This is a genomic window from Cohnella sp. GCM10012308 (genome assembly GCF_042649185.1).
Lineage (GTDB): Bacteria > Bacillota > Bacilli > Paenibacillales > Paenibacillaceae > Cohnella.
The window spans coordinates 265,111-287,069 of record NZ_JBHRYU010000004.1; the positions used below are offsets into that span (position 1 = coordinate 265,111).

The following is a 21,959-nucleotide window of genomic DNA, read 5'->3' on the forward strand; positions in this document are numbered from 1 at the left end:
GCAACGGAAGTTAGCTTAAATTGGGAAGGTTGGAACGATTATGCCACGTTCACCCCGCGTTTTGATCAGCATCATGTCTGCAACGTCTGTCGTTCTGCTTTTGGCGTATGCGTATCTGGCCTCTTTCCCTGGCCATGAAACCATGTACGACCTGCCTCGTTTCCACTTCTACGTCATCTCCCCGACGCTTCTGGCCTTGGCCGTCAGCGCGATCATCCTGGGGTGGACGGGGATTCGGCTGCGGGATATGAGCGTACTCATGCTGGCCTTGGCCATCTTTTCATTAAACGGATTTTTTCTGATCCACGCGCTATCGACTCCGGGCTTTATTATCCATGATCAATACCATCTGGCGGGCGTTGCCTCGCAAGTCGCGTTGACGACCTGCGCAGCCTGGATTTTTCTCTCCACCCTGTCTTCGGACCATCCTTTCATTCGCAGCGTATCCAAGCATCGGAGGCGCATCGTCGTCGGTTGGGTGACGCTGATCGTCCTGTTGAACGTCGCGGCGCTGGTGAACCCCGACCTTTCCGAATTCATTCCGATCGACATCGAGCCGCTGAACTACCTTATGGCGGCGATCACCGTCCTCCTGTTCATTTTCGCGGCCATCCGATATTATCAGCAATTCCGGGTCGTCCAGTTTCCGCTGCATGCAGCCATCGTATTCGGCTCCGTGCTGCTGGCGATCACGGAATGCTTCATGATCAGCACCATGATGTGGACCCTCGCCTGGTGGCTGTATCACGTCGTCCTCGCCGCATCGGCCCTGCTGCTGTTGTATGGCATTATCGCCCAGTATCGGTCGAACGTCGCGGTGAAGCAGACCTTCCAGCAGGAGAATCGGCAGTCATCGCAAGATAAGCTGCGTATCAGCATATCCGGCAGCATGCAGGATCTGATCGTCGCCACGGAGACGAAGGATGCTTATACGGCGGGCCACAACTACCGCGTCGCCATGTACGGGCTGCAGCTTGCGCAGTCCATGAAGCTGGATGCGGAGATGCTGCTGGCGCTCGCCCGCGGCGGACTCATCCATGACGTCGGGAAGACCCAGACCCCCGGCGAGATTCTGAATAAACCGGGAAAGCTGGATGCGAACGAGCGGCTCGTCATCGAGCAGCATCCGGTGGTCGGCTACGAGATGTGCAAATATATCGGCTTCATGAGCGAAGAGCTGTCCGTCATCCGCCACCATCACGAAAAGTGGGACGGAACGGGCTATCCGGACAAGCTCAAAGGCACGGAGATCTCGCTGCTCGCCAGAATCCTTGCCATTGCGGACGTATACGACGCGTTGACCTCGCGAAGATCCTACCGCGAGCCATGGCCGCAGGAACGCGCGCTGCAGGTCATTGTCGAAGGCAGCGGCTCGCACTTCGATCCCGATTGCGTCTCGGCCTTTGTCCGGCTGTGCGAGAGCGGCCAGTTGCTCGTGCCTGATGAAGGCGACCGAACGCATAAGTCTGTGTAAATGATAAACGGCTCTTCGAGGGATGCCTAAGCGCATCCGTACGAAGAGCCGTTTTTTATTTCTCGATGTTCGCGATCGCTTCCTTGACCGTTCGCAAGTCTCCCACGATGCGATAGGAGCCTCGCTGCGGCGCATAACCCAGGCTTTGATTCACCTTCAGGATCGCGCCGTTTAAAGAATCGTTGTCCGTCTTCAAGTAGACGGCGCCTTGCCGCTTGGCCATTTGAACGGCGCGAGTCTTGAGCGCTTGCGCGATCTTGCGGCCCCGGTATTCCCGGCGGACGCCGGTGTATTCGTGATACATGCCGCCAGTGGCTTCCTTGTAAGGAATGTTCGACACGGCAGCGTACCTGCCATTGTTGTCGTCGACTGCAAGCAGCACCCGTTCTGGGGCATAGCCCTCGACCCGCAAGTGCCACTTCGACCATTCCTCCCGGTCGGGCACTTCGCCCATGAATCCCGGAATATCGGCCAGCGTCTCCAGATAGACCTGGTATATCTTAGCTTCGTTTTCTTCCGTTACGCCTTCTTCCGCGAACGTCCGGATCCGGATGCCTTGAGCTTCGAGCCGCTCGAACAGACCGGTTTCGTTTAAAATTCGTTCGTCCGCATGCTCCAGCTCCAGCACGGATTGGAACGCATGCCGGTCCACAGAGAATCCTCTATGCTCGGCGAACAGTCGAGCCGCAGGATCGTCGTCCCAAATCTCCGCGACGAGCTTGATTGCCCCCAGCCCCTCGCCCCACTGCAATAAGTGACGCACAAGACGTTCGCCGATGCCTTGTCCGCGATATTCCTTTTTCACGACGACGGTATTGTTAAGATAGCCCGGTTCGGTCCAGGGCGCCCGCCAAGACCAGACATAGCCGACGATCAGATCATCCTCGGTCACCGCGACATAGCGCGTGCGATCATAGCCGGCCAGCAGCCCGTTGTCGTCCATGTACGTATGGCCTACCTCGAACAGACGCGTATCGTCTTCCTGCAGGCGCTCCGCGGATATCGGCTCCGAGAAAAAGGTGTTCAGCAGCGCCGCCAAACCCTCATAGTCCCCGGGTACCTTTAAAGGTCGCAGCTCGTAACGATTTCCCATTCATGTCACGCCTTTTTTAACCAGCTTATCATGGGATTGCCCGTTATGTCCCGGTTATTCCGGACGGATCGTCACTGCTCCTTCGGAAAATCCGTCGAAAAGGCGAGCTCCTTCTGCGCCTCCAGCGCTTCGAGACGGCCCGTGAGCGCTTTGTGAATCGCCAGGTAGGAGTCGCTGCCCAGCGCGATTCTTTTAGGCGCCGGATGCCGGTCGACGCTGTCGATCATGATCTTGGCCATTTTCGCAGGATCCCCCATCGACACGGCCGTCTTATCCTCGGCAATGCGCCTGGCGCCCGCGGCCGGAGAGATGTCGTAAGCCTCCATCCGCGGCCCTAACTTCAAGCTATGATGCCTGAAATTCGTCCGCGCTCCGCCCGGTTCTACGATAGTCACGCCGATGTTGAACGGCGCGACTTCCTGCATCACCGCTTCGGCAAAGCCCTCGATTCCCCATTTCGTCGCGTGATACAGGGAGCCTCCCGGGAATGCGGCCTGCCCGCCTACCGTAGAGAGCTGGATGATGCGACCGCCGCCTTGCGCGCGCAAGTGCGGCAGGACAGCGCGCACCAGCTGGATAGAGCCGATCAGATTGGTGTTGATCTGATGGGTGATCTGCTCGTCGGTCAGCTCCTCGGCCGCGCCGATCAGGCCGTATCCGGCATTGCTGACCACGACGTCGATGCTGCCCAGCTGGGCGAAGGCTTGGTCGACGACCTTATGAATGGACGGCGTGTCCGTCACGTCAAGGTTCGCGACCCATAGGCGATCGCCGTAGGCCGCCTTCAGATCGTCCGCCGCGTCGAGATTGCGGACCGTACCCGCGACGCGATCGCCCCGCTCCAACAGTTGCTCAGTCATATGCCTGCCAAAACCGCTGCTGATACCCGTGATTAACCAAGTGCGCTGTGCCATCTTTATAACCTTCTTTCTCGAAGTACCGATTTTATATAACTAACCGGTTAGTTATAATATAGGTTGTTCTAACCGTTTAGTCAAATGATATACTATGCTGAAACGAAGCCTAACCGCGAATACAGTAAGGATGGCTGCATGATGAGAAATGCCGAAGCCACGCGCGAGCGGATTTTAGACGCTGCGATGGACGAGTTCTCCGCGTATGGCATTGCCGGCGCAAGGGTCGATCGCATCGCCAAATCCGCCGGGTGCAACAAAAACTTGATCTACGTTTATTTTGATAGCAAAGAAACGCTCTTTACCACCGTGCTGCAAAAAAACCTCGATCGCGCGTTCGAGGAGATTCCTTTCTCGCCGGATCGCCTCCCGGAGTTCGCGGTTAACGTATTTGACTTTGCCATGACGCATCCCGATGTCATGCGATTGTTGATGTGGGCGAATCTTGAGCAAAAGACGGACAATCCCCCCCGACGAGAAACCGCCCACGAGGAAAAAATACGGCAAATCGGCCTAGCGCAAAGCGCAGGCCGCTTAAGGTCGGCGCTTCCGCCGCCGTTCTTGTTAACATCCATCATGACGATCGCTACCGCTTGGGCCTCGACCAATCCCTTTGGCCCGTCGCTTAATCCGGAAGCCGCGAAGGATGTGGACGCCTTGCGAGCGTCCGTCGCCAGCGCCGTCCGGCTGCTGGTTCAGGCGGAGGACCGTACCGCGAACTGAATGGTGCTATCCAGGAGCTGCCGACGCGTTCCAAGTCAAAAACCCCTCCACATGGGAGGGGACCTATGCGTATCGCTCACAAAGCTGCAACGCCTTTTCCGAAGGCTGCAGCCCGAGCTCCTGAAGCAGCAACCGCGAGTAGTGGGCGTAGTGGCTGTGGAAGGACTGTCTGTCTCCCATAGCGCCGTACAGATGCAGCAGCAGCAGATTCGAATCTTCCTCGAATTCATTTTGGGACACGATTTTTCTCGCGATCTGCACCGCTTCCCGGTATCGCTCCCGGGTCAGCAGCCAGCCGGCCAGCCGCTTGGCGAAGGCATCGTATACGATCGCAAGCCGCTCGCGCTCCGCAATCGCCCACGGATACGATTTATTCTCGAACAGCCCGCCCGCAAATTGTTTTTCCAGCTCGATGGCCGCCGCTTCATTTGCCGCATGGATGTCAGTTAGTCGTTCAACGCCTTGCTCAAAGCGAATAAAGTCGACCTCGGCCTGCTCCAGGTCCATGCTGTACTGTTCCTGCGCGGAGACGATCATATCCTTGAAGCCGTGCGGCGACAACGCCTTCCTCAGCTGATAGACCGCCGTATGCAGATACGTTTCCGCGTTTTTCAGGGGCATGTCCGGGAAAATATCCTCTAGAATACGAGCCTTGGGGACGCTGCGACCGCGATGGACGAGCATATAGGCGAACAGTTCCATGCTTTTCTTGGACATCCACTTCACGGCGCCCGCGTGCTTGCTGCCGGCCTCTAAGCAGCCCAACCCTCGAACCATCAGCCGAATAACCTGGGACTCGGACTCGCCCGCCCCGGCTGCAGACGCATGGCGCTTGCCGGCGGCTCTCGCGATAGTCTGTTCCAAGCGGATCCTGGAGATCGGCTTCACCATGTAGTCGAGCGGATATACGTCGTAAGCCTCGATGGCATAATCCGCGTGAGAGGTCGTAAACACGATGTCGAGATCGGCGCGAACGGCGCGCAAGCTTCGGGCCAACGCCAATCCGTCGTCCGCGGCGATCCGGATGTCGAGGAAGGCGAGATCCGCGTTCCCTTCGCTGACGAAGTCCAGTACGCCTGCCGCGCTATCGAAGCTGCCTACGAGCTCTATGCCTTCCATCTTCGACAGCAGCCGCTTCATCGCAAGCCGCATGGCCGGTTCATCGTCCACGATGAGCACCTTCATCCCTCTGCCCCGCCCCTCATGGTGAAATAAAATACGCTCCCTTGGCCAGGACTGCTCTCCGCCCATATCGTCCCGCCGCTTCGCAGCACGAACTGCCGGCTGACGAGCAGTCCGAGTCCGGATCCCTTCTCGCCAGAGGTGCCCGGCAGCGAGCTTAGCTGCTTCTCCTCGAACAGGCGGCGCACCTGCTCCTCGCTCATGCCTATGCCGCTATCGCGGACCGATACGACGACCATGTCCTCCGATAAGCGGGCATCCACGCGGACGGATCCGTCCGGACCGGTGAATTTAATGGCGTTGGACAACAGGTTGCGAATGACGAGTCCCAACGCTTCCCTGTCGGCATACACCTGCATGTCAGGACCGATCGAATGGGTCACCTGGATACGCTTGGCCTCGCTGTGCAGACGAAGCAGCTGACAACCGTCTCCCACGACCTCGGACAACGCGAGAGACTGCGGACGAAGCGCCATGTCTTCCCGCTGGCTGCGGAACCACTCCAGCAAATTGTTGGTCATGCTGAGCGTATTGCGAATCTGCTCGCCCAGCTTCTCGACGATCTCCCGGTGATCGGGATGAACGGCGTCGATCTCGTCCTCGAGCAGCTCGATAAGTTGAAACTGCAAGGCGAGCGGGCTGCGGATATCGTGCGACACGATCGTGAACAGCTGATCCTTCAGCCGGCCTAGCTGCGCGATCTGCTCCAGGTGCCGCTCCTTCTCCGTGATGTCGACGATCAGGGAGATGCTGCCCTGTCCCTGCTTGCGCAGGATGCGCAGCGGGTACACGCTCACGCTGTACACCTTTCTCTGCCCGCCCAGCATGACGGCGATCTCCGCGCGGCCCTGCGCCATAGATTCACAGAGCTCCAGCCATTCCGGCCAGGGGGCGAGCAGCGCTGCCACGTTCCGGCCGTCGATTCCTGCATGCCCCATCTCCGAGAACCATTTGGCGGCCTGTACATTGCTGTCGATAATCTTGCCGGCAGCGTTCGCGATCAGGATGCTCTCCTGAATCGTATCGAGCACGATATTTCTGGCAATCGGCACGGTAGAAAAAAACTTGATCCGCAGCATGATCGCCAGCATCAACGTACCCGTAAAACCGCAGTACACCGAGAGCGGGTGCAGCCAGGAGGACCATGCGGGCCTTGCGAGCCTGACGATCTCCAGCACGATCGGAAAGGTGCTCAGAAACAGCACCCACATCCCCGGCTTGCGAAAATCGCCGCGGATGTTCCGCAGATACTGATATACAAAGTAAAGGCACACGGCCAATGCGGCATAACAAATGACGCCGAAGACGGCCGAATAGGGCGACCTTACCGTCATGAGCTGTCCGTCCTCAAGCGTGACCGAGCGGTAGATCACATGAAGCCACGGATCCAGCCACGACAACGAGGACCAGGCCGCGAATGACGTGAATAGCGCGATCACCCATCTCGTCCGGAGCAGCTTGTCGCGGCCGACCAGTTGATACACGAACAGGAGAAAGAACGGAACCATCAAGTTAGTCGCCGTAGATTGAATATGGCGAAAAACGAGCTTTTCCGGCAACAAATCGCCGCTCCTCTCCAGGATGACGCTGGCGGAGTAGACGATCCGGCATACGATCAGGCCGAGCAGATAGCGAACGCCGCGCTCTCTTCTGAACCCGTATACGAAATAGAAGATGATGCCCGTCATGGCCAACGAAGCCATCATCAAAACAAGTTCCGCGAGGGAATTCATGAGGCAGATCCCTTTAGGTCCGGCTTAAAAAGCTAACAAGCTTATCCATTTCTCTCAATATAGTATACGAAAAGATAGCCCGCAACCCGCCGCGGCGCCGGACGCAACGCGAAAAAATGAAAAGGAGCTGCCGCGGCGTAAAGAGATTTCCTATTTCACCTTTTCAATGGAGATGCTTAGTTTATAATTACCGAACCTTAGCACGTCCTCCAGCAGCTTGTTGAGCGCCGCGATCGTGCTCGTTCGTATGCGGAGCCAGTAGCAGCCTTCGCCGCCTACGCGGTGCACCTCCGTCACGGCTTCGGTCGACCGGACAAATTCCAGGAAGGCTTGGTGCGTATGATTGGCGTTCATAAAAACGATTAAAAAAGCATGCACATGCAAGCCGATGCGCTCGGGGTTCCATTGAAGCGTGTACCCTTCGATGACGCCGAGGTCTTGCAGCTTGCGCACGCGCGCGCCGACCGCCTGTCCCGTCAGATGGACCGTTTCTCCGATCTCCTTGTTGGTCAGGAGCGCATTATTCAGCAGCGCTTGGAGGATTTTCAGATCGATCTCGTCGATTGCTTGGTTCGCCACCGGGCCTGCCACACCTTTCAGCGCGAAAGTGAATTCGCCGGAATGCGTTCATGAGGTTATGTATGAAGCAAAACATCGGATGTTATCATCATAGCAGAACAAAAACCAAGGAGGCATTCCGATGAGAATTCAGCTTATTCGTCACGCGACCTTATGGTTGGAATATGCGGGGACGACCTTCCTGGTCGACCCGATGTTCAGCGATCAAGCGAGCCTGCCGCCGATTGCCAATTCCGGAGACGAACGGCGCAATCCGCTCGTACCGCTGCCCGGCCCGATGGCCACGTGGCTCGAACCCGACGCCGTACTGGTGACGCATTTGCATCCCGACCACTGGGATGATGCGGCCGCTCGGGCACTGCCAATGGCGTCTCCTATTTTTTGCCAACAAGGGAATGGAGAGGCAATCGCGTCAGCAGGCTTCGCTCTAACGACGGAAATCCAGGATACGGCGAGCTTCCGGGGCATAAGCATCCATCGGACCGACGGTAGGCACGGGACAGGCGAGATCGGCGAAAAAATGGGGGCGGTGTCCGGCTTCGTGCTGCAAGCCCAAGGAGAACCTACGCTATACATCGCCGGCGACACGATCTGGTGCGACGAGGTGAAGGCAGCGCTTGATCGGCATAAGCCCGATGTCGCCATCGTCAATGCAGGCGGGGCAAGATTTCTGGCGGGCGACGCCATAACGATGGACGAAGATGACGTGATCCGGCTTATCGCCTATGCGCCGTATACCCGGATCGTAGCCGTTCATATGGATGCCATCAATCACTGCCATGTCACGCGCGAACGATTGCGGACTCGTCTCGCAGACGACCGTTTGCTGGATAAAGTCGTTATTCCGGAGGACGGCGATTGGCTGTGAGCTCGCCCGCGCCGCACGCCTGCACGCAAAAAAAGGAACTCTCCGGACTTCGGAGCGTTCCCTTTTTATATCCTGACTCTTCTCGATTACTGGTTGATCTGACCGCCATCCACCGTGTAAATCGATTGCGTCACGTACGAAGCGTCGTCGGACAGCAGGAAGACCGCCACGTTCGCCACTTCCTCCGCTTCCCCGTATCGGCCTAGCGGGACTGCGGCGCCGAACGCTTTTCTTGCGCCCTCGGCATCCTGGGGCACCGTATTTTTCTCGATCTGGCGCATCATCCGGGTGTTGATGACGCCAGGGGCCACCGCGTTCACGCGGACGCCATGCGGAGCGGCTTCCAGCGCGACGACCTTGGTCATGCCGATCACCGCATGCTTGGAGCTGTTGTAGCCGACGAAACCTGGGGAACCGATCAAGCCCGCGCCCGAGGACGTATTCACGATGCTGCCGTAGCCTTGCTTCTTCATGACAGGAACGACGTATTTCAGCCCGAGGAACGCGCCCTTCACGTTGACGTTGAACACCAGCTCGAAGGTTTCGGTCGGATAGTCTTCGACGTTGGCGGTAATGCCTTCGATCCCGGCGTTATTGAAGAAGCCGTCGATCTTGCCGAACTTCGCGACCGTTGCTTCGACATACGCCTTGACCTCTTCTTCCTTCGCCACGTTGGCTTGCAGCGCGATCGCGCGCGATTCGTCGAGTCCCAATTCGGCGATAGCCTGATTCACGGCGTCCAGGTTCAAATCGACCAGCGCAAGCTTCGCTCCTTGATCCGCCAGCTTTTTCGCAGTCGCTTTCCCGATGCCGCCTGCCGCGCCCGTAATGATGATGACTTTATCGTTAAATGAACTCATGTGAAAGCACCTCTCCTTATTGAGCTGTATAGCCGCCGTCGACGGTCAAGCTATTGCCGGTCATGAACGACGAGTCGTCGCAAGCCATGAAGAGCACGGCTTTTGCCATCTCCTCGGCTTGGCCGAGACGCTTCATCGGCGTGAGCTGGGCCAGCGCTTGCTTGCTTTCTTCCGGAATAATAGGCGTATCGATAAAACCTGGGCATAATGAGTTAATGCGAATGTTCTGTTCGGCATATTCGAGCGCGAGCGAGCGCGTCAAATTAATGACCCCGCCCTTGGCCGCATTATAGGCAGCCGACCCGGGCGAGCCGACCCAGCCGTACATCGACGCTGTGTTGACGATCGCGCCTCCGCCGGTCTTCAGCATCTCGCGGATCGCTTCGCGTGCGACCAGAAAGACGCCATCCAGGTCGACGTTCACCGTGTTGCGCCACTCCGAATAGGCCAGGTCGTGCGAAGAATGAACGCGCCCGATGCCGGCATTGTTGAAGACGACATCGACCTTGCCGAAGGCTTCGACGGTTTGTTTGAAAATATGAGCGACTTCTTCTTCACTTGTGATATTGGCTTTAACGAACAATGCGTCGGCGTTAAGCGCCTTTAGCTCGCTCTCGAACGCCTTGCCTTTTTCTTCATTTAAATCGACGAGGACCACCTTGGCTCCCTCGGATACGAATAGCCTTGCCGTAGCCGCGCCGATCCCGGATGCTCCCCCGGTAATGACGGCTACCTTGTTCTGCAGTTTGCCCATCGCTGACGCCTCCAGTAAAATATGTCGTAATAGTCTCAGGCAGCGCCGCCAATTGTGACTATCTTGTTCACAATTTAATTGTACTATTCTGGCCGCAGGTAACAATCATCAACAAATTACGGAGTGTCTACCTCGTAGACAGATGGCGCCAAAGTGTCTTTTTCGGGAGGAAATATCGCGTTGAATAACGAAAAATCCGCGACATCGCCGCGGCGGGACCGGACGAACGAGCATTTAAAGTCGGCGCTGATCAAGCTCATCAAGGAAAAAGGATTTCATGCCGTATCCGTCAAAGATATCGTCGATTGCGCGGCCTATAATCGCAGTACGTTTTATGCGCACTATCAAGACAAATTCGAGCTCGCCGAAGACCTGCTAATTTCTACGCTGCAAGGGCTGGAGTCCGCCGTAGGCGAACCCTACGTTCACGGACAAAAAGTATTTACCGAGAAGCTGAACGCGCCCTCCTTTAATATCGTGGCTTACATCTACGAGCACCGGGATTTTTTCGAGCTAATCAAATATGGCGATACGCTGCCGGGATTGCTTACGGAATTCCCGCAGACGATTTTGAAGATTTACCAGGAACAGTTTGTCTTCGAGACGATCAACAGCATCCCAGTCAATATGGATTACTTTAAGAGATATACGGCCTACGGCTTCTATGGGCTTGTGCTTCATTGGATCCGGCACGACTTTCAAGAATCGAAGGAAGCGTTCATCCAGGAAGTAATCGACCTGACCAAGACGCATATGTATTCGTTCAAGTATCTGGGGAAATAAAGGCTGCTCGCACTACAATTGTGCATCTTCGAGCCCGGCACCCGTCCTCGCACGCCAACATACATTGACAATCGAATAAACCGGGATTAATATTAGAATGAACATTCGATCTAATACCTTGATGCGAATTGCAGTCTCGATATGGCTCGAAGTCTTGACGCAATTAGATTGAACGTTCTATCGAAAATATGGAGGGATTCCCATGACAAAAACAGTCTTTATCACAGGCACGAGCTCCGGACTTGGCAAGCTGACGGCCATTCGTTTTGCGCAACTGGGCTGGAACGTCGCGGCAACCATGCGTACGCCCGAGAAGGAAACCGAGCTCTCGGCCTACGAGAACATCCGGATCTTCAAATTGGACGTCACCGACGTCGGGCAGGTCCGTTCCGCCGTGGAACAAGCGATTGCCGCATTCGGAAAAATCGACGTCGTCGTAAATAACGCCGGCATGGGCACCTACGGTCCGCTGGAACTCGCCCAGGAGGGAGACATCGATTGGCAGTTCGCCGTCAATACGCGAGGTCCGATCAACGTCATTCGCCGGTTTTTGCCTCACTTCAGAGCGAACGACGGCGGCATGTTCATCAATATCAGCTCCTTTATGGGGATCACGACAGCCGTGCCGCTCGGCTCGCTGTACAACATGTCCAAATTTGCATTAGAGGGATTGACGGAAGGATTGTATTACGAATTGAAGCCGTTTAATATCGAGCTCCGACTGATCGAGCAAGGCGGCTCCGCGGGCAACAAGTTCAAAGAGAGTATCGTATGGAACCGCGACGCGCAGATCAGGGACTACGATGAGATGATCGGAAAATTGGAGCAGGTTATGAACAAGGCGGGCGACAGCGGCCAGTTAGACGACCCGCAGACAATTGTGGATGCCATCGTCGCCCAGGCGACGGGCGAGAGCACAAGATTCCGCACGGTAGTCGGCGCGGCGGGCAACGGCCTGATGGCGCTTCGGAACGCAATGCCGATCGAAGATTACCTGGAGAAAATGGCTGAAAGCTATCGGTGACGCCTGCTTGGATCCCATTCCCCGATGCCTGCAAATGAACGGGCTGCGACAGCATTCTTCCGCTGTATTGACGGATAAAAGCATTCTGTATATGCTGAATAGAATGAACGTTCGTTTGGTATCGGGAATGGGGGATTTCTAATGTTCGAGTCTTACAACAAAGTGCAGCGCGCCGTCCTCGAGACGACGCTCGATATCATTATCCGCAAAGAACTGCAGGCCACCTCGATGTCGCTCATCGCGAAGGAGTCGAAGGTATCGACGGGCAATATTTATCATTACTTTCAGAGCAAAGAGGATATCGTCAACGAGCTTTACAAAGCCATCGTTACCTTCAACGGCGAGTACGTGCGGGCAGGTCTGTCGCAAGGGGGGACGATTCGCGAAAAGTTCGAGTTGGGCTGGCAGCGGGTCGTCGATCTGGGCAAGCAGTACCCGCAAGGCTTTCAATTCATCGAGCAGTATTCTTTCTCGCCTTATATTTACGACGACGTGAAGAAAGCCGTGTATGTCGGCGGATGGTGCGGACCCATGAACCAATTGTACGAGGAAGCGATTCGGCAGAAGCTGTTCGTCGCGCTGGATCCCGGCATGATGGTGCAGATGCATTACGGGTCGTTCGTGTACATCCTGAAGGCGCATCTTCAAGGGGTCATCGAATTGACGCCCGATCATGTGAACGAGGTCATCCAATCTTGTTGGAAGGGCGTGCAGCTTGCGGATGCCGCCCTGTCCGGTTAAAAGCTTATTCGCCCAGGCGCGTCGTATACTTCGGGTTACTCGCCGCGTAGACGACGTTCGCCAAGCTGGGGTTGGCACGGGCGTTGACATTGGTAGCATGGCCGTCGTAGCCGCCGACCTTGCTCAGCGTCGTGCCGTTGCGCCAGACCATCATCAAGCCGTGCTCGGCTTCCCACCCGCAGTTCGCTTCCATGAGGACGTACCAGTTGTCGTCGCCGTTCCGCCCCTTTCGCAGCTCGATCCCGCCGGGTGTCACGTAATTCCAGATGTCGGCAGGGGCCTCGGGCACGCCCATCTCCTCGTCGATCCAGCCTTCACCGCCAACCGCCTCATAAAAGTCTCTGTAGTAGGCATACACGTGACGGGTATCCGCCAGCCGATCCGCTGCAGTGAGCGAGAGAAATGCCGCAAGGGTAGCCGCTTCTTCCGGCGCGTCCGGATCGAGCTCCTCGACCAGTTCAACTTCGGCGTTGTCGAAGTACGGAATTTTTAGCATGCTGCAAGCCTCCCACAATTTATTTTACGAAGCCATCCCTTAATACTTTACACACTTCCATGAATTCGAGCTTCAAAAGCGACGTCCTGCTCGATAAGGGGCAAAATATCGTTCATTTGAAACAACTGTTCGATATGATAGACGCCGTGCGGCAGCTCGGCGGTATAGACCCTTTCGGCTACAGCAGCGGCTACCTTGGCCGTTATACGCGCTTCTTCGTTGCCTTGCAGCACATATTCGGCCAAAGCCTGCTGTCCGTCCTTCTTTCCCCGCGCGTCGACTTTTACGGCATATAGATCCTGGCCGAATCGCATCGCGCCGAATAACCGAACGGCGGTATTGCGAGCAAACGGTACGCGCAGGACACGGAACAGCCCCATCCTTCTCGACCATGCCAGCAATCCCGTAGCCGCAGCCGAATCGAAGCATAGCCGCGTGGACACCGTCGGCACGCCCAGCGTGCGCGGCAGCACGTGCTGGTCCGAGAAATTGAACCGGTACGCTTTCCTGCGGCCCAGCCGGTCGCCAAAGCTCGTTGTCACAGGATCCGTAAGACTGGCAACCTCGACCGCCTCGCCTTCCTTAGTGACGCGATACCGCGTGACAAGGTTGTCGATCGTCCATTCGATGGCCGCCTTTCCATGCCGGTCGCCCAACCCCAGCATAATGGAGATATCGAGTTGGTCAAGCTTGTCCATCGTATTCTTGGCGCTAAGCGACAGCAGGTTCGTCAGTCCCGGCGCGAGTCCGACGCTCAGAACCGCCGTCGCCCGGTTCGCGCCGGCAACCGCATGGAGGCCTTCCGCCTGCGTCAGGAAGGAGCCGTTCGCGGAAACGTCGACGTAACGAATGTTGTTTTCGAGGCAATACCGCACAAATGCGGTGTCCGTCTGGTCCAGGCACATGACGACCAGCTTGATGCGGCTCGCAAAGCCCGGGTCAAAGCCCTTGCTCAGCTCCACTTGCAGCGGCCTGACGCGGCCCCCGGTAGAATGGGCGAATGCCTCCGCTCGCGCAAGACTCCTCCCCGCCGCATAGACCTTTCCAGGATAAAGTTCGCCCAGCTCCCTGCAGATCGTTTGTCCGACATGCCCGTAACCGCCGATGATTACGATGTAATTTTTCATTTTTTGCCGCCTCCGATTTGCTGCTTTGATTATTGTTTAGATATTAAACTAGTTAATAAAAAAATTTATTTTTGCAGCATCGCGTTTAATTTTTCAATGCACTTCTCGAAAATCTCAATTTCCTCCTGCCCCAACTCGGCGCGAAGCTGATCGTAAAACTGAATATGCAGCTCTTCGTGGACTTTGTACGCTTCCTTCCCCTTATCGGTCAGTGAGATTAACGTCGCTCTCGAATCCTGCGGATACGCGGAACGAGTCACCAGTTGCTTGGCCTCCAGACGTACGACTAGCTGCGAGACCGCGCCTTTGGTTACGCCCAGGCGGGTGGCGAGCTCGTTCATCAGAACGGCGCCTTCATAGCCGATCCCTTCGATCGTATGAATCTCGCTTGGCGTGATCGAACCGGCGCTTCCGAATTGCTGAGGCTGGCGTTCGAGCCGTCGGAGCTGCAAAAACAATTGGCCGAGATTACGGCTTCCCTTGGAGGGAGATCGGTTGTTTTTATCCATGGACATAGTTTAGTATCTAAACCTATTGTTGTCAACGTGCGCGCAGTTCCCGCAAATGGTTGACGATCAAGCTTGATTTGAGCGGAATACCTGTCGGTGGCTCATCCTCCGCCAGTTCGTTCCGATGGGTTGGGCGATCGGCGCCAGCGCTGTGCTTTCTTTTTGCCGTTTTGCCGTAAATGCCTGCATATATACATCTATTTCGGCCGATGCCGGCCTTTTTAAACCGAATAGATGCAGATGTGCAGGTTTTTTCTTCCATCAGGCCCATTTCCGGCTTATGATTTGAATTTACCTGCACATCTGCAGGTTTTTCATCGCATCCGTTGTTCGGTGGAAAAATACCTGTACAAATGCAGGCTTTTCGACTCGCAAACCTGCAATCCCGCTAACCTGCAATCCCGTAAATCTGCAAACCCAATAACCATCGAATAACCCTGGCATACCGAAAGTACGCTTGCCTGTGACGAATTTCAGCTAAATTTACACGTTCTGTTCTAGCAAGCAAAAGGCACCCGCACAGGTGCCCATCTGCCTCTCGTGCAGGTTCGCGCGGGTTCGCCTTGCCTCTTGTCTTGCTTCTTGTCTTGCTTCTTGTCTTGCTTCTTGTCTTGCTTCTTGTCTTGCTTCTTGTCTTGCTTCTTGCCATGCTTCTTGCCATGCTTCTTGCCATGCTTCTTGCCATGCCTCATGCCTTGCTTTTTGCCTCGCCTCTAGCCTTATTTCTTCCCCTTCGACAGCATGAAGGCCGGAACGACCGCCAGCACGGTGAAGCCGAAGGACCACCAGAATGCCGCCTGATAAGCGTGGGCAACCGCATCGATGCCGGCAACCGCCGCGCTTCTGATCTGATGGTCGATGACCGTCGCCAGAATCGCCGAGCCGAACGCGCCCCCGATCGTCTGGAAGATCCGCGTCGAGATGCTGGCGTGCGGAATCTGCTGCTTGCTCAGCCCCGTATAGGCGGACACCATGATCGGTATGAAGATGCCGTTTAACGCCGCCCCGCGCACGAACTGCCCGACCGCGAGGAGGACATGATTCGTATCCGCTCCGGCGAGCGCGAAGGGAATCGTACCGATCGCCGTCACCGCCAGGCTGAGCAGCACGATATTGCGCGAGCCCATCCGGTCCGCCAGACCGCCGATCCAGCTCCGCGTCGCCAGCATGCCAAGCCCTTGCGGAATGAGCAGCAGCCCGGTATCCAGCACGCCCTCCCCGCGCACTTGCTGGTAATACAGCGGCAGCAGCAGCATTGCCCCGTTCATCACCATCCCCGTCAGGAACAGCGTCACGTTCGAAGCGAGAAAATGACGCGATCGGAACAGCCGCAGATCGAGCAGCGGCGATTGCTTCATGCGCAGCGCATAGGCGATGTAAGCTGCCGTCAGGACGATCCCGCCCGCCAATGGGAGCGAGGCCTTCAGGTTGCCCAGGCCGCCATGCGTGCTGGCCTCGGATATTCCGTAGATAAGGCCGGCAAAGGCCGGGGACAATAGCAGCAGGCCCATGAGGTCGAGCCTCGGCTTGTCGCGGACCGGCTCATCGGTCGGAATATGGCGCCAGCTTAGCCAGATCGCGACGAGCATGATCGGGATGTTCACGTAGAAAATCCAGCGCCAATCGAGGTTTTGAATGAGCAGACCGCCGATGACGGGACCGAGAATTGGGCCGATCAACGCGGGAATGCTAATGATCGCGATGAGCCTGCCGAGATTGCGGCCGCCCGCCGATTGCACGAGCACGTTTTGCATCGTCGGAATGAGCAGCCCTGCGCCGACGCCCTGCAGCAGCCGGAAGCCGATCAGACTGCCCGTATTCCAAGCCAGCGAACATAAGACGGATGAGGCCAGGAATATGACGAGCGAGCATACATACACTTTTTTGCCGCCGAAGCGCTGTATTGCCCATCCCGAGATCGGCACCGCCAATCCCATCGTGAGCACATAACCCGTTACGACCCATTGGATCGCGGACACCGTGCTGTGCAGGTCGGCTGCCAGCTTGTCGATGGCCACGTTGATCATGGTCGAATCCAGCTGGGACGCGACGGCGCCGAAGACGAGGATCAGCGCGATCCTCAGTACGCCGGCGTCTATTTTTTCTTTTGGCGGTTTGACCGCTCTCGTCTCCGCATTGACGCTTGCCATTTGACGTCACCTCTTCTTGTTAATTTAGAGTACGGTACGTACCGTACCTTATATGAATAAGATATGCGATCCCCATGAAAAATGCAATATAATAAATAAAAAGCGTCGTATGCTTCATGTCACAAGAACGTTGAGAGGGATCGATATGGCGGATTCGAAAAAAGAGCAAGCCCCGGGCGGCAGCGCCGGAACGCGCCGGAGGGGAGACGTGCTTGAAAACGCGATTCTCCAGGCGGCATGGGACGAACTGGAGACGACCGGCTATAACCGTCTGACGATGGAAGCCGTGGCCGTGCGGGCGCAGACCAACAAGACGGCGGTCTATCGAAGATGGCCGAGCAAATCGCAGCTCGTCATCGCCGCCCTCGTTAAGTTCGCGCCCAAGCCCTCCATCGAAGCTGCGGATACCGGCGATCTGCGGACGGATGTGCTGACCTTCCTGCAAGGAATTCTGAAGCCGCTGCAAGCGATCGGTCCCGAGACCATCCATGGGCTCATGAGCGAATATCCCGGCCAGGAGCACCCGATGTCCAAGCCGCTGCCGCCGCGGTCCGAGGACGCGCTCTTCGCCGCTATGAAGTCGATCGTCGCCCATGCGGAGAAGCGCGGCGAGCTGCAGCCGGATCAGCTGCCCGAGCGCGTCGTCTCCCTGCCGGTCGACCTGCTGCGGTACGAGATGCTGACCACGCACGGGCGGGTAACCGGCGACACGATCGTCCAGATCGTGGACGAGCTCTTTCTGCCCTTGGTCCGTGCAAGCGCACAAGCCGAATAAAGCGCGGACGAGCCCGACTGCATCGGTTGCAGGGAGGCTTTTTTTATACTTATTTTTGCGAAAAGGAAGGATGTGGAACGCTGCGAGTCGAATGCATCCTAAACATCCAACACATGGGAGGAGGCAATAATGAACGTCAGCGGCATTGCTCGTCGATCGCCGCCCCGAAGCGCGGCCGGCGAATCTATCTCTCAATCTGGAGGTGTCGAACGCGCCCATGTCGAAAAGCTTGCCTAAACGTGGCGCCGCAGGTCCGGCACGCGGGGACGAGGCCTCTTATAGGCAGGCCTCCATGTCCCCCGCTCGCCATATCGGTCCCCGGCCTGCCGCCCAGCTGCAAGCCATCCAGCGGCAGCTTGGCAATCAGGCCGCCCTGCAAATGCTCCAGGCGACCGGTGCCTCTCGTCCAGTCTCGAACGGCGGACCGGTCATTCAGATGCTCCGCGTGCCGACGCAAAGCCAGTCGCTCAAAGGCCTGCTTGGCGAACAAAATGCCGCGCAAATCGAAGCGCTGCAAGGAGAAGGAAGAAGCACTCCGAAGCTGGACGCCTTCCTGGAGAAAAGAAAAAAAGAGTCCGCCGAAAAAGCCCGACAAGCAAACCGGACGTCCGTGGATGCGCCGACCCCGTCGGTCAGCGTAACCGAGCCGCAGGACGAGAAGGAGATCAAGGAAACCAAGCAGGAGGAGGGCGAAATACAGGCAGCCGATACCCCCACGGAGAAATACACGACAGTCGGGCTGGAATTCGAATTCGCGCAATTCGAGACGGGAGAGCTGCTGCAGGGCATCTCTCATCTCGAGGTCGCCAAGTCCGTAGGCGCGCTGCCCTACTCGAAGGAGCACTTTCTGATCGAGACGGATGCCGACCGGGCGCTGGAGCTCGTGACGCCCCCTTTTGTCGTCAACACCATCTCGGACGATGTCAACGTGCCCGATCCCGCGCAGGTCAAGCATGTGAGCGACATCTTCGAGCAGGAGCTCAAAAAAGCCAAAAAGGCCGAATCCGTCGGAAAAATGATGGATGAGCTGGAGAAATCGGGACTTGCATTCGACAGGAAAAATCTCGACAAGGAAATCGCGATCGAGCCAGGCCATCTGTCGACGGAGATGCCGCTTAACCAGTACGAGAAGCTAAAGAAAAACAACTGGAAAGCGACGCTGAAAGACATCCTGGACATGCCTTTGACGAAAAGCTTTAAAAAGGGCAGCGGCAAGCCGCAGATCAATATCGCGACCGACGCGTTGACGGTGCACGAGATGAGAGCCGACGCGGATGCGGAAAAAACGGAACCGACCGACCACTTTAAAATCGCCATGGACGCGCACAAAGCGGAGATTGAAGGCGTCGTACGTCCCGCGGTCTCCAAGCTGCTGGGGAAAAAGGAGCCTAAACCGGAAAAGCCGTCGGCTTCCGGGGGCAAGAAGTCCAAGCATCTTATGTCAAAAGCCGAAGCGCCTGTAGCCGAGTACGAACGCGCTACGGCCAAGCAAGCGGAAGCTTACGTCGCGATGATCGTGGATTCGATCGCGTACAAGATTCTGGAGCCCAGCCTCATGCGCATGCGCGCGATCCAAGAGGAGCTGTATACGTCCGATCGGCTGCCGATCGAGAAAAACAATGTCGACAAGAGCAGCACGCTCGGCGAACTGATGCCGGAGAAGGGCAATGAATTAAACGAAGTGTCCGGCATTACGAGCTACGTCAAAGATCTCTCGGCGCTATGGCTCAAGGACAACATCGCCAACGTCACGATGGGCATCTTCCATTCGGATCCCGATATTCTCGCGAAGCTGGGCGGCCTGTTCATGCACGAAGGGTTTATCGGCGAACTGCTCAAGGTGACGACCGCGCGGCCGCTTAGCCTTAAGGAACAGCGCCAGCAGGCAGCCCAGCAGAAAGAAAAAAGTATAGGCCGCGGGGAAAAGATGGCCGCCCTGTTCCAGAAGAACAAGGAGGCGATGGCCGAGTCGATGCCGGACGTGTTAAAGAAGTATGGCCTCAGCCTGCAACAGCTAGCGGGGTTAAACGATTCGGCCGCTCGCGAACGAATGTTTCACGAGCCTAATACGGACAAGCATCTGTACGAGAACGACAAAGACTTGCTCGGCATCCGCCATGACACGCTCATCTCGGCAGGCAACGTGCAAGGACCGGCGCGGGACGGTCAGATTTATCATGTCGCCGAGCTGCGGCGGGAAGGTCTTGAACAGCTTGAGCACGCCCGAGACAAGCGCAATCGATAATTTTTTCGTCCGGCACTTGCATATTGTCTCGAACTGCTGTAATATGAGAAACCTGACCAACGATCATGTTCAACATGCTTCGTTAACTATCGCGGGGTGGAGCAGCCCGGTAGCTCGTCGGGCTCATAACCCGAAGGCCGCAGGTTCAAATCCTGCCCCCGCAACCAACTTACAATTTCAACCCGGCACATAGATGAGAATGCCCCTTGACCACCGAAGTGGACGAGGGGCATTTTTGTTATTTATACAACACTTTTTCCACGTTGTACTTGGCCTTATATTCGTTAATAATGTACGTCTCGTAAATTTCCCGATGGACGGCATCCTCGACCAGACAAACCTCGATTTTCGTCACTTCGTTCCGCTTGTCCTTGATAACCGACGCCGTATCCTCGAAATGCTTCTTGATCCGCGGCCTCAGCTTCCGCGCCTTGCCGACGAACAGGAGCTCGTCCTTGTCGTTATAGAACATAAAGATTCCCGCTTTATCTCTCGGGATCAGGATAAAATCCGTAAATCCGTAGATGTGGCTTAACTCGGGCGCTTCCTGCTTGTGAATCGTGACATCCGGCGTAGGTACCGTTATTTGTATCATTAACATCCACTCTCTCTTGTGCGTCATATTATTTGGGGCTTGTGGTCCGTATTACATTCTATCCATTATGAACATACCCGTCCACCGATAAGATACCAGCGTGCGGATCATGTTGACAAAATAAAGGCGCGGCGCTGCAATTTGAGGCGGGTCATGCCATATGAGTCGGGTTTTCTATCGTGCGGATACGGGCTATGCGGGGGATACGGGGGTAACGAGGCAAGCGCGCTTTGAGCGTGACGGAGCTTTTCAATGTTTGGCGGTTCGGCGGGTCGGCGGGTCGGCGGTTTGGCGGTTTGGCGGTTCGGCGGTTTGGCGGTTTGGCGGTTTGGCGGTTTGGCGGTTTGGCGGTTTGGCGGTTTGGCGGTTTGGCGGTTTGGCGGTTTGGTTGGTCGAAAAGCCTGCATTTATACAGGTATTTTACCGCCAAACAACGGATGCGATGGAATGCCTGCAAATATGCAGGTAAATGCAAAGTGCAAGCCGGAAATCGGGCTGATGAAGAGAAATAACTGCGTTTTTGCATCTATCCTGATTAAACGAGGCGATATCGGCATGAAAAGATGTATATTTGCAGGTATTGCGGCGAAAGAACGACGCTGGCGATGACACGCGGCCCATGGAACGGCTGTCGGATGAGCCGTCGACAGGCGTTCCGCGCAATCGAGTTTCGGCTGTCCGCCAAACCTCAAAAAAAACGTCAAGGCGACCTGCGACCTCCCCTGACGTTTTTCTTAAATCGTCGATTTAATATTCGCCTTTAATGACAAAGTACGAGCCTCGAATCGTCCCGGCCAGCTTGGACTTCTGTCTCGCGAACTTGAACTTCTCCTCGAGCTCCTTGGGCACTTCCATCCCCTCGGATAGCTTGAAGCCAACGGCGCGCTTCTTGGCATCCTCGACCGTGTACATGACGTTGAGCGACAGACCGTCTTCATAAAAGACGTAAGTAAACAGGATATCCTCTACCTGGAAGCGCGACGTCTCCAAAGGCTTGGCGGCAAACGTGATGCCCCGTTCTTCCTTCAAGATGCGGTTCACATAATCAAGGCTGTCTTGGCTCTCGCTAGCCGGCACAACCGTGAATGCATGCTCGTACTTGTTCATAAAGTAACGGGCTTCGTTGGCACGCAAACCCGCCAGCGCATCAGCTACAGGCGAAGATTCCAAACCTACCGTGGACACGTTTTTAAAGTCGACGACGTAAGACATGGCTTTCCCTCCATTTATCCCTTTATTTTTAACAAAAATGTAGATTTCTGCTGTCATCTGGCCTTTCTATCGGACACCTTTTAGTGTCTTTTAATTATAGAATTCCGTTTGGCGGCATGTCA

General features: G+C 56.2%; 24 protein-coding genes and 1 tRNA gene. 10 read left to right on the forward strand and 15 right to left on the reverse strand.

Annotation, left to right across the window (positions count from 1 at the left end):
* Positions 1-40 precede the first annotated feature (40 nt).
* The gene (locus tag ACFOTD_RS07940) at positions 41-1,474 is read left to right on the forward strand and encodes an HD-GYP domain-containing protein (protein ID WP_378117458.1); all 1,434 of its coding nucleotides are present in this window, start codon (positions 41-43) and stop codon (positions 1,472-1,474) included.
* Positions 1,475-1,529: 55 nt separating this feature from the next.
* Here the strand turns inward: ACFOTD_RS07940 and ACFOTD_RS07945 are convergent, their stop codons facing one another.
* A complete protein-coding gene (locus ACFOTD_RS07945; protein WP_378117460.1) occupies positions 1,530-2,567 on the reverse strand; it encodes a GNAT family N-acetyltransferase in 1,038 nt (345 codons plus the stop codon).
* A gap of 71 nt (positions 2,568-2,638) precedes the next feature.
* Positions 2,639-3,481: an SDR family oxidoreductase gene (locus tag ACFOTD_RS07950; protein WP_378117462.1), complete on the reverse strand. Its 843-nt coding sequence runs from the start codon at positions 3,479-3,481 to the stop codon at positions 2,639-2,641.
* 141 nt (positions 3,482-3,622) lie between these two features.
* On the opposite strand from ACFOTD_RS07950, the gene ACFOTD_RS07955 reads away from it, so the two are divergent.
* On the forward strand, positions 3,623-4,204 hold the full coding sequence (locus ACFOTD_RS07955) for a TetR/AcrR family transcriptional regulator (RefSeq protein ID WP_378117464.1): 582 nt from the start codon (positions 3,623-3,625) through the stop codon (positions 4,202-4,204).
* A 63-nt stretch (positions 4,205-4,267) separates the two neighbouring features.
* Here ACFOTD_RS07955 and ACFOTD_RS07960 read toward each other — a convergent pair whose 3' ends face one another.
* The 3 genes from ACFOTD_RS07960 to ACFOTD_RS07970 all read right to left on the reverse strand — a co-directional run bounded on the left by ACFOTD_RS07960 (position 4,268) and on the right by ACFOTD_RS07970 (position 7,698).
* Positions 4,268-5,389, reverse strand: a complete 1,122-nt coding sequence (locus ACFOTD_RS07960; protein ID WP_378117466.1) for a response regulator — start codon at positions 5,387-5,389, stop codon at positions 4,268-4,270.
* The gene (locus ACFOTD_RS07965; RefSeq protein WP_378117468.1) at positions 5,386-7,092 is read right to left on the reverse strand and encodes a sensor histidine kinase; all 1,707 of its coding nucleotides are present in this window, start codon (positions 7,090-7,092) and stop codon (positions 5,386-5,388) included. Before ACFOTD_RS07965 ends, ACFOTD_RS07960 begins: the two co-directional genes overlap by 4 nt.
* Before the next feature lie 177 nt (positions 7,093-7,269).
* Positions 7,270-7,698 (reverse strand): Lrp/AsnC family transcriptional regulator, encoded by a 429-nt coding sequence (locus ACFOTD_RS07970; protein ID WP_378117470.1) that lies wholly within the window; start codon positions 7,696-7,698, stop codon positions 7,270-7,272.
* 121 nt (positions 7,699-7,819) lie between these two features.
* Between ACFOTD_RS07970 and ACFOTD_RS07975 the strand changes: the two genes are divergently transcribed.
* Complete coding sequence (locus ACFOTD_RS07975; RefSeq protein ID WP_378117472.1) at positions 7,820-8,566, forward strand: MBL fold metallo-hydrolase; 747 nt, start codon at positions 7,820-7,822, stop codon at positions 8,564-8,566.
* An 86-nt stretch (positions 8,567-8,652) separates the two neighbouring features.
* On the opposite strand, the gene ACFOTD_RS07980 is transcribed toward ACFOTD_RS07975, so the two are convergent.
* Both ACFOTD_RS07980 and ACFOTD_RS07985 read right to left on the reverse strand, forming a co-directional pair.
* Entirely contained in the window at positions 8,653-9,426 is a 774-nt protein-coding gene (locus tag ACFOTD_RS07980; protein ID WP_378117474.1) for an SDR family NAD(P)-dependent oxidoreductase, read from the reverse strand.
* Positions 9,427-9,442: 16 nt separating this feature from the next.
* Entirely contained in the window at positions 9,443-10,180 is a 738-nt protein-coding gene (locus ACFOTD_RS07985) for an SDR family NAD(P)-dependent oxidoreductase (protein WP_378117476.1), read from the reverse strand.
* Between the two features lie 180 nt (positions 10,181-10,360).
* On the opposite strand from ACFOTD_RS07985, the gene ACFOTD_RS07990 reads away from it, so the two are divergent.
* The 3 genes from ACFOTD_RS07990 to ACFOTD_RS08000 all read left to right on the forward strand — a co-directional run bounded on the left by ACFOTD_RS07990 (position 10,361) and on the right by ACFOTD_RS08000 (position 12,728).
* A complete protein-coding gene (locus ACFOTD_RS07990) occupies positions 10,361-10,963 on the forward strand; it encodes a TetR/AcrR family transcriptional regulator (RefSeq protein ID WP_378117478.1) in 603 nt (200 codons plus the stop codon).
* A 202-nt stretch (positions 10,964-11,165) separates the two neighbouring features.
* The gene (locus ACFOTD_RS07995) at positions 11,166-11,987 is read left to right on the forward strand and encodes an SDR family oxidoreductase (RefSeq protein ID WP_378117480.1); all 822 of its coding nucleotides are present in this window, start codon (positions 11,166-11,168) and stop codon (positions 11,985-11,987) included.
* Positions 11,988-12,128: 141 nt separating this feature from the next.
* Entirely contained in the window at positions 12,129-12,728 is a 600-nt protein-coding gene (locus ACFOTD_RS08000; protein WP_378117482.1) for a TetR/AcrR family transcriptional regulator, read from the forward strand.
* 4 nt (positions 12,729-12,732) lie between these two features.
* Here the strand turns inward: ACFOTD_RS08000 and ACFOTD_RS08005 are convergent, their stop codons facing one another.
* The 6 genes from ACFOTD_RS08005 to ACFOTD_RS08030 all read right to left on the reverse strand — a co-directional run bounded on the left by ACFOTD_RS08005 (position 12,733) and on the right by ACFOTD_RS08030 (position 17,010).
* Positions 12,733-13,224, reverse strand: a complete 492-nt coding sequence (locus tag ACFOTD_RS08005; protein ID WP_378117484.1) for a DUF6985 domain-containing protein — start codon at positions 13,222-13,224, stop codon at positions 12,733-12,735.
* A gap of 47 nt (positions 13,225-13,271) precedes the next feature.
* A complete protein-coding gene (locus ACFOTD_RS08010; RefSeq protein ID WP_378117486.1) occupies positions 13,272-14,351 on the reverse strand; it encodes a saccharopine dehydrogenase family protein in 1,080 nt (359 codons plus the stop codon).
* 65 nt (positions 14,352-14,416) lie between these two features.
* Positions 14,417-14,860 (reverse strand): MarR family winged helix-turn-helix transcriptional regulator, encoded by a 444-nt coding sequence (locus ACFOTD_RS08015; RefSeq protein ID WP_378117574.1) that lies wholly within the window; start codon positions 14,858-14,860, stop codon positions 14,417-14,419.
* Between the two features lie 31 nt (positions 14,861-14,891).
* Positions 14,892-15,122 carry a hypothetical protein gene (locus tag ACFOTD_RS08020; protein WP_378117488.1) on the reverse strand — a complete coding sequence of 77 codons (231 nt, stop codon included), beginning with the start codon at positions 15,120-15,122 and terminating at the stop codon, positions 14,892-14,894.
* 235 nt (positions 15,123-15,357) lie between these two features.
* Positions 15,358-15,552, reverse strand: coding sequence for a hypothetical protein (locus tag ACFOTD_RS08025; RefSeq protein WP_378117490.1), 195 nt, complete (start codon positions 15,550-15,552; stop codon positions 15,358-15,360).
* Between the two features lie 27 nt (positions 15,553-15,579).
* Positions 15,580-17,010 carry an MDR family MFS transporter gene (locus ACFOTD_RS08030; RefSeq protein ID WP_378117492.1) on the reverse strand — a complete coding sequence of 477 codons (1,431 nt, stop codon included), beginning with the start codon at positions 17,008-17,010 and terminating at the stop codon, positions 15,580-15,582.
* Between the two features lie 145 nt (positions 17,011-17,155).
* Between ACFOTD_RS08030 and ACFOTD_RS08035 the strand changes: the two genes are divergently transcribed.
* From ACFOTD_RS08035 to ACFOTD_RS08045, 3 genes are all read left to right on the forward strand, one after another.
* Positions 17,156-17,785 (forward strand): TetR/AcrR family transcriptional regulator, encoded by a 630-nt coding sequence (locus tag ACFOTD_RS08035; protein ID WP_378117494.1) that lies wholly within the window; start codon positions 17,156-17,158, stop codon positions 17,783-17,785.
* A gap of 217 nt (positions 17,786-18,002) precedes the next feature.
* Positions 18,003-20,030, forward strand: a complete 2,028-nt coding sequence (locus ACFOTD_RS08040) for a hypothetical protein (RefSeq protein ID WP_378117496.1) — start codon at positions 18,003-18,005, stop codon at positions 20,028-20,030.
* 90 nt (positions 20,031-20,120) lie between these two features.
* A tRNA-Met gene (locus ACFOTD_RS08045) sits at positions 20,121-20,197 on the forward strand.
* A 71-nt stretch (positions 20,198-20,268) separates the two neighbouring features.
* Here ACFOTD_RS08045 and ACFOTD_RS08050 read toward each other — a convergent pair.
* Positions 20,269-20,625 carry a nucleotide excision repair endonuclease gene (locus ACFOTD_RS08050; protein WP_378117498.1) on the reverse strand — a complete coding sequence of 119 codons (357 nt, stop codon included), beginning with the start codon at positions 20,623-20,625 and terminating at the stop codon, positions 20,269-20,271.
* Between the two features lie 252 nt (positions 20,626-20,877).
* Here ACFOTD_RS08050 and ACFOTD_RS08055 point away from each other — a divergent pair, with 252 nt between their 5' ends.
* Entirely contained in the window at positions 20,878-21,234 is a 357-nt protein-coding gene (locus ACFOTD_RS08055) for a hypothetical protein (protein WP_378117500.1), read from the forward strand.
* 138 nt (positions 21,235-21,372) lie between these two features.
* Here ACFOTD_RS08055 and ACFOTD_RS08060 read toward each other — a convergent pair whose 3' ends face one another.
* Positions 21,373-21,837 (reverse strand): phage tail protein, encoded by a 465-nt coding sequence (locus ACFOTD_RS08060; RefSeq protein WP_378117502.1) that lies wholly within the window; start codon positions 21,835-21,837, stop codon positions 21,373-21,375.
* Positions 21,838-21,959: the final 122 nt, after the last annotated feature.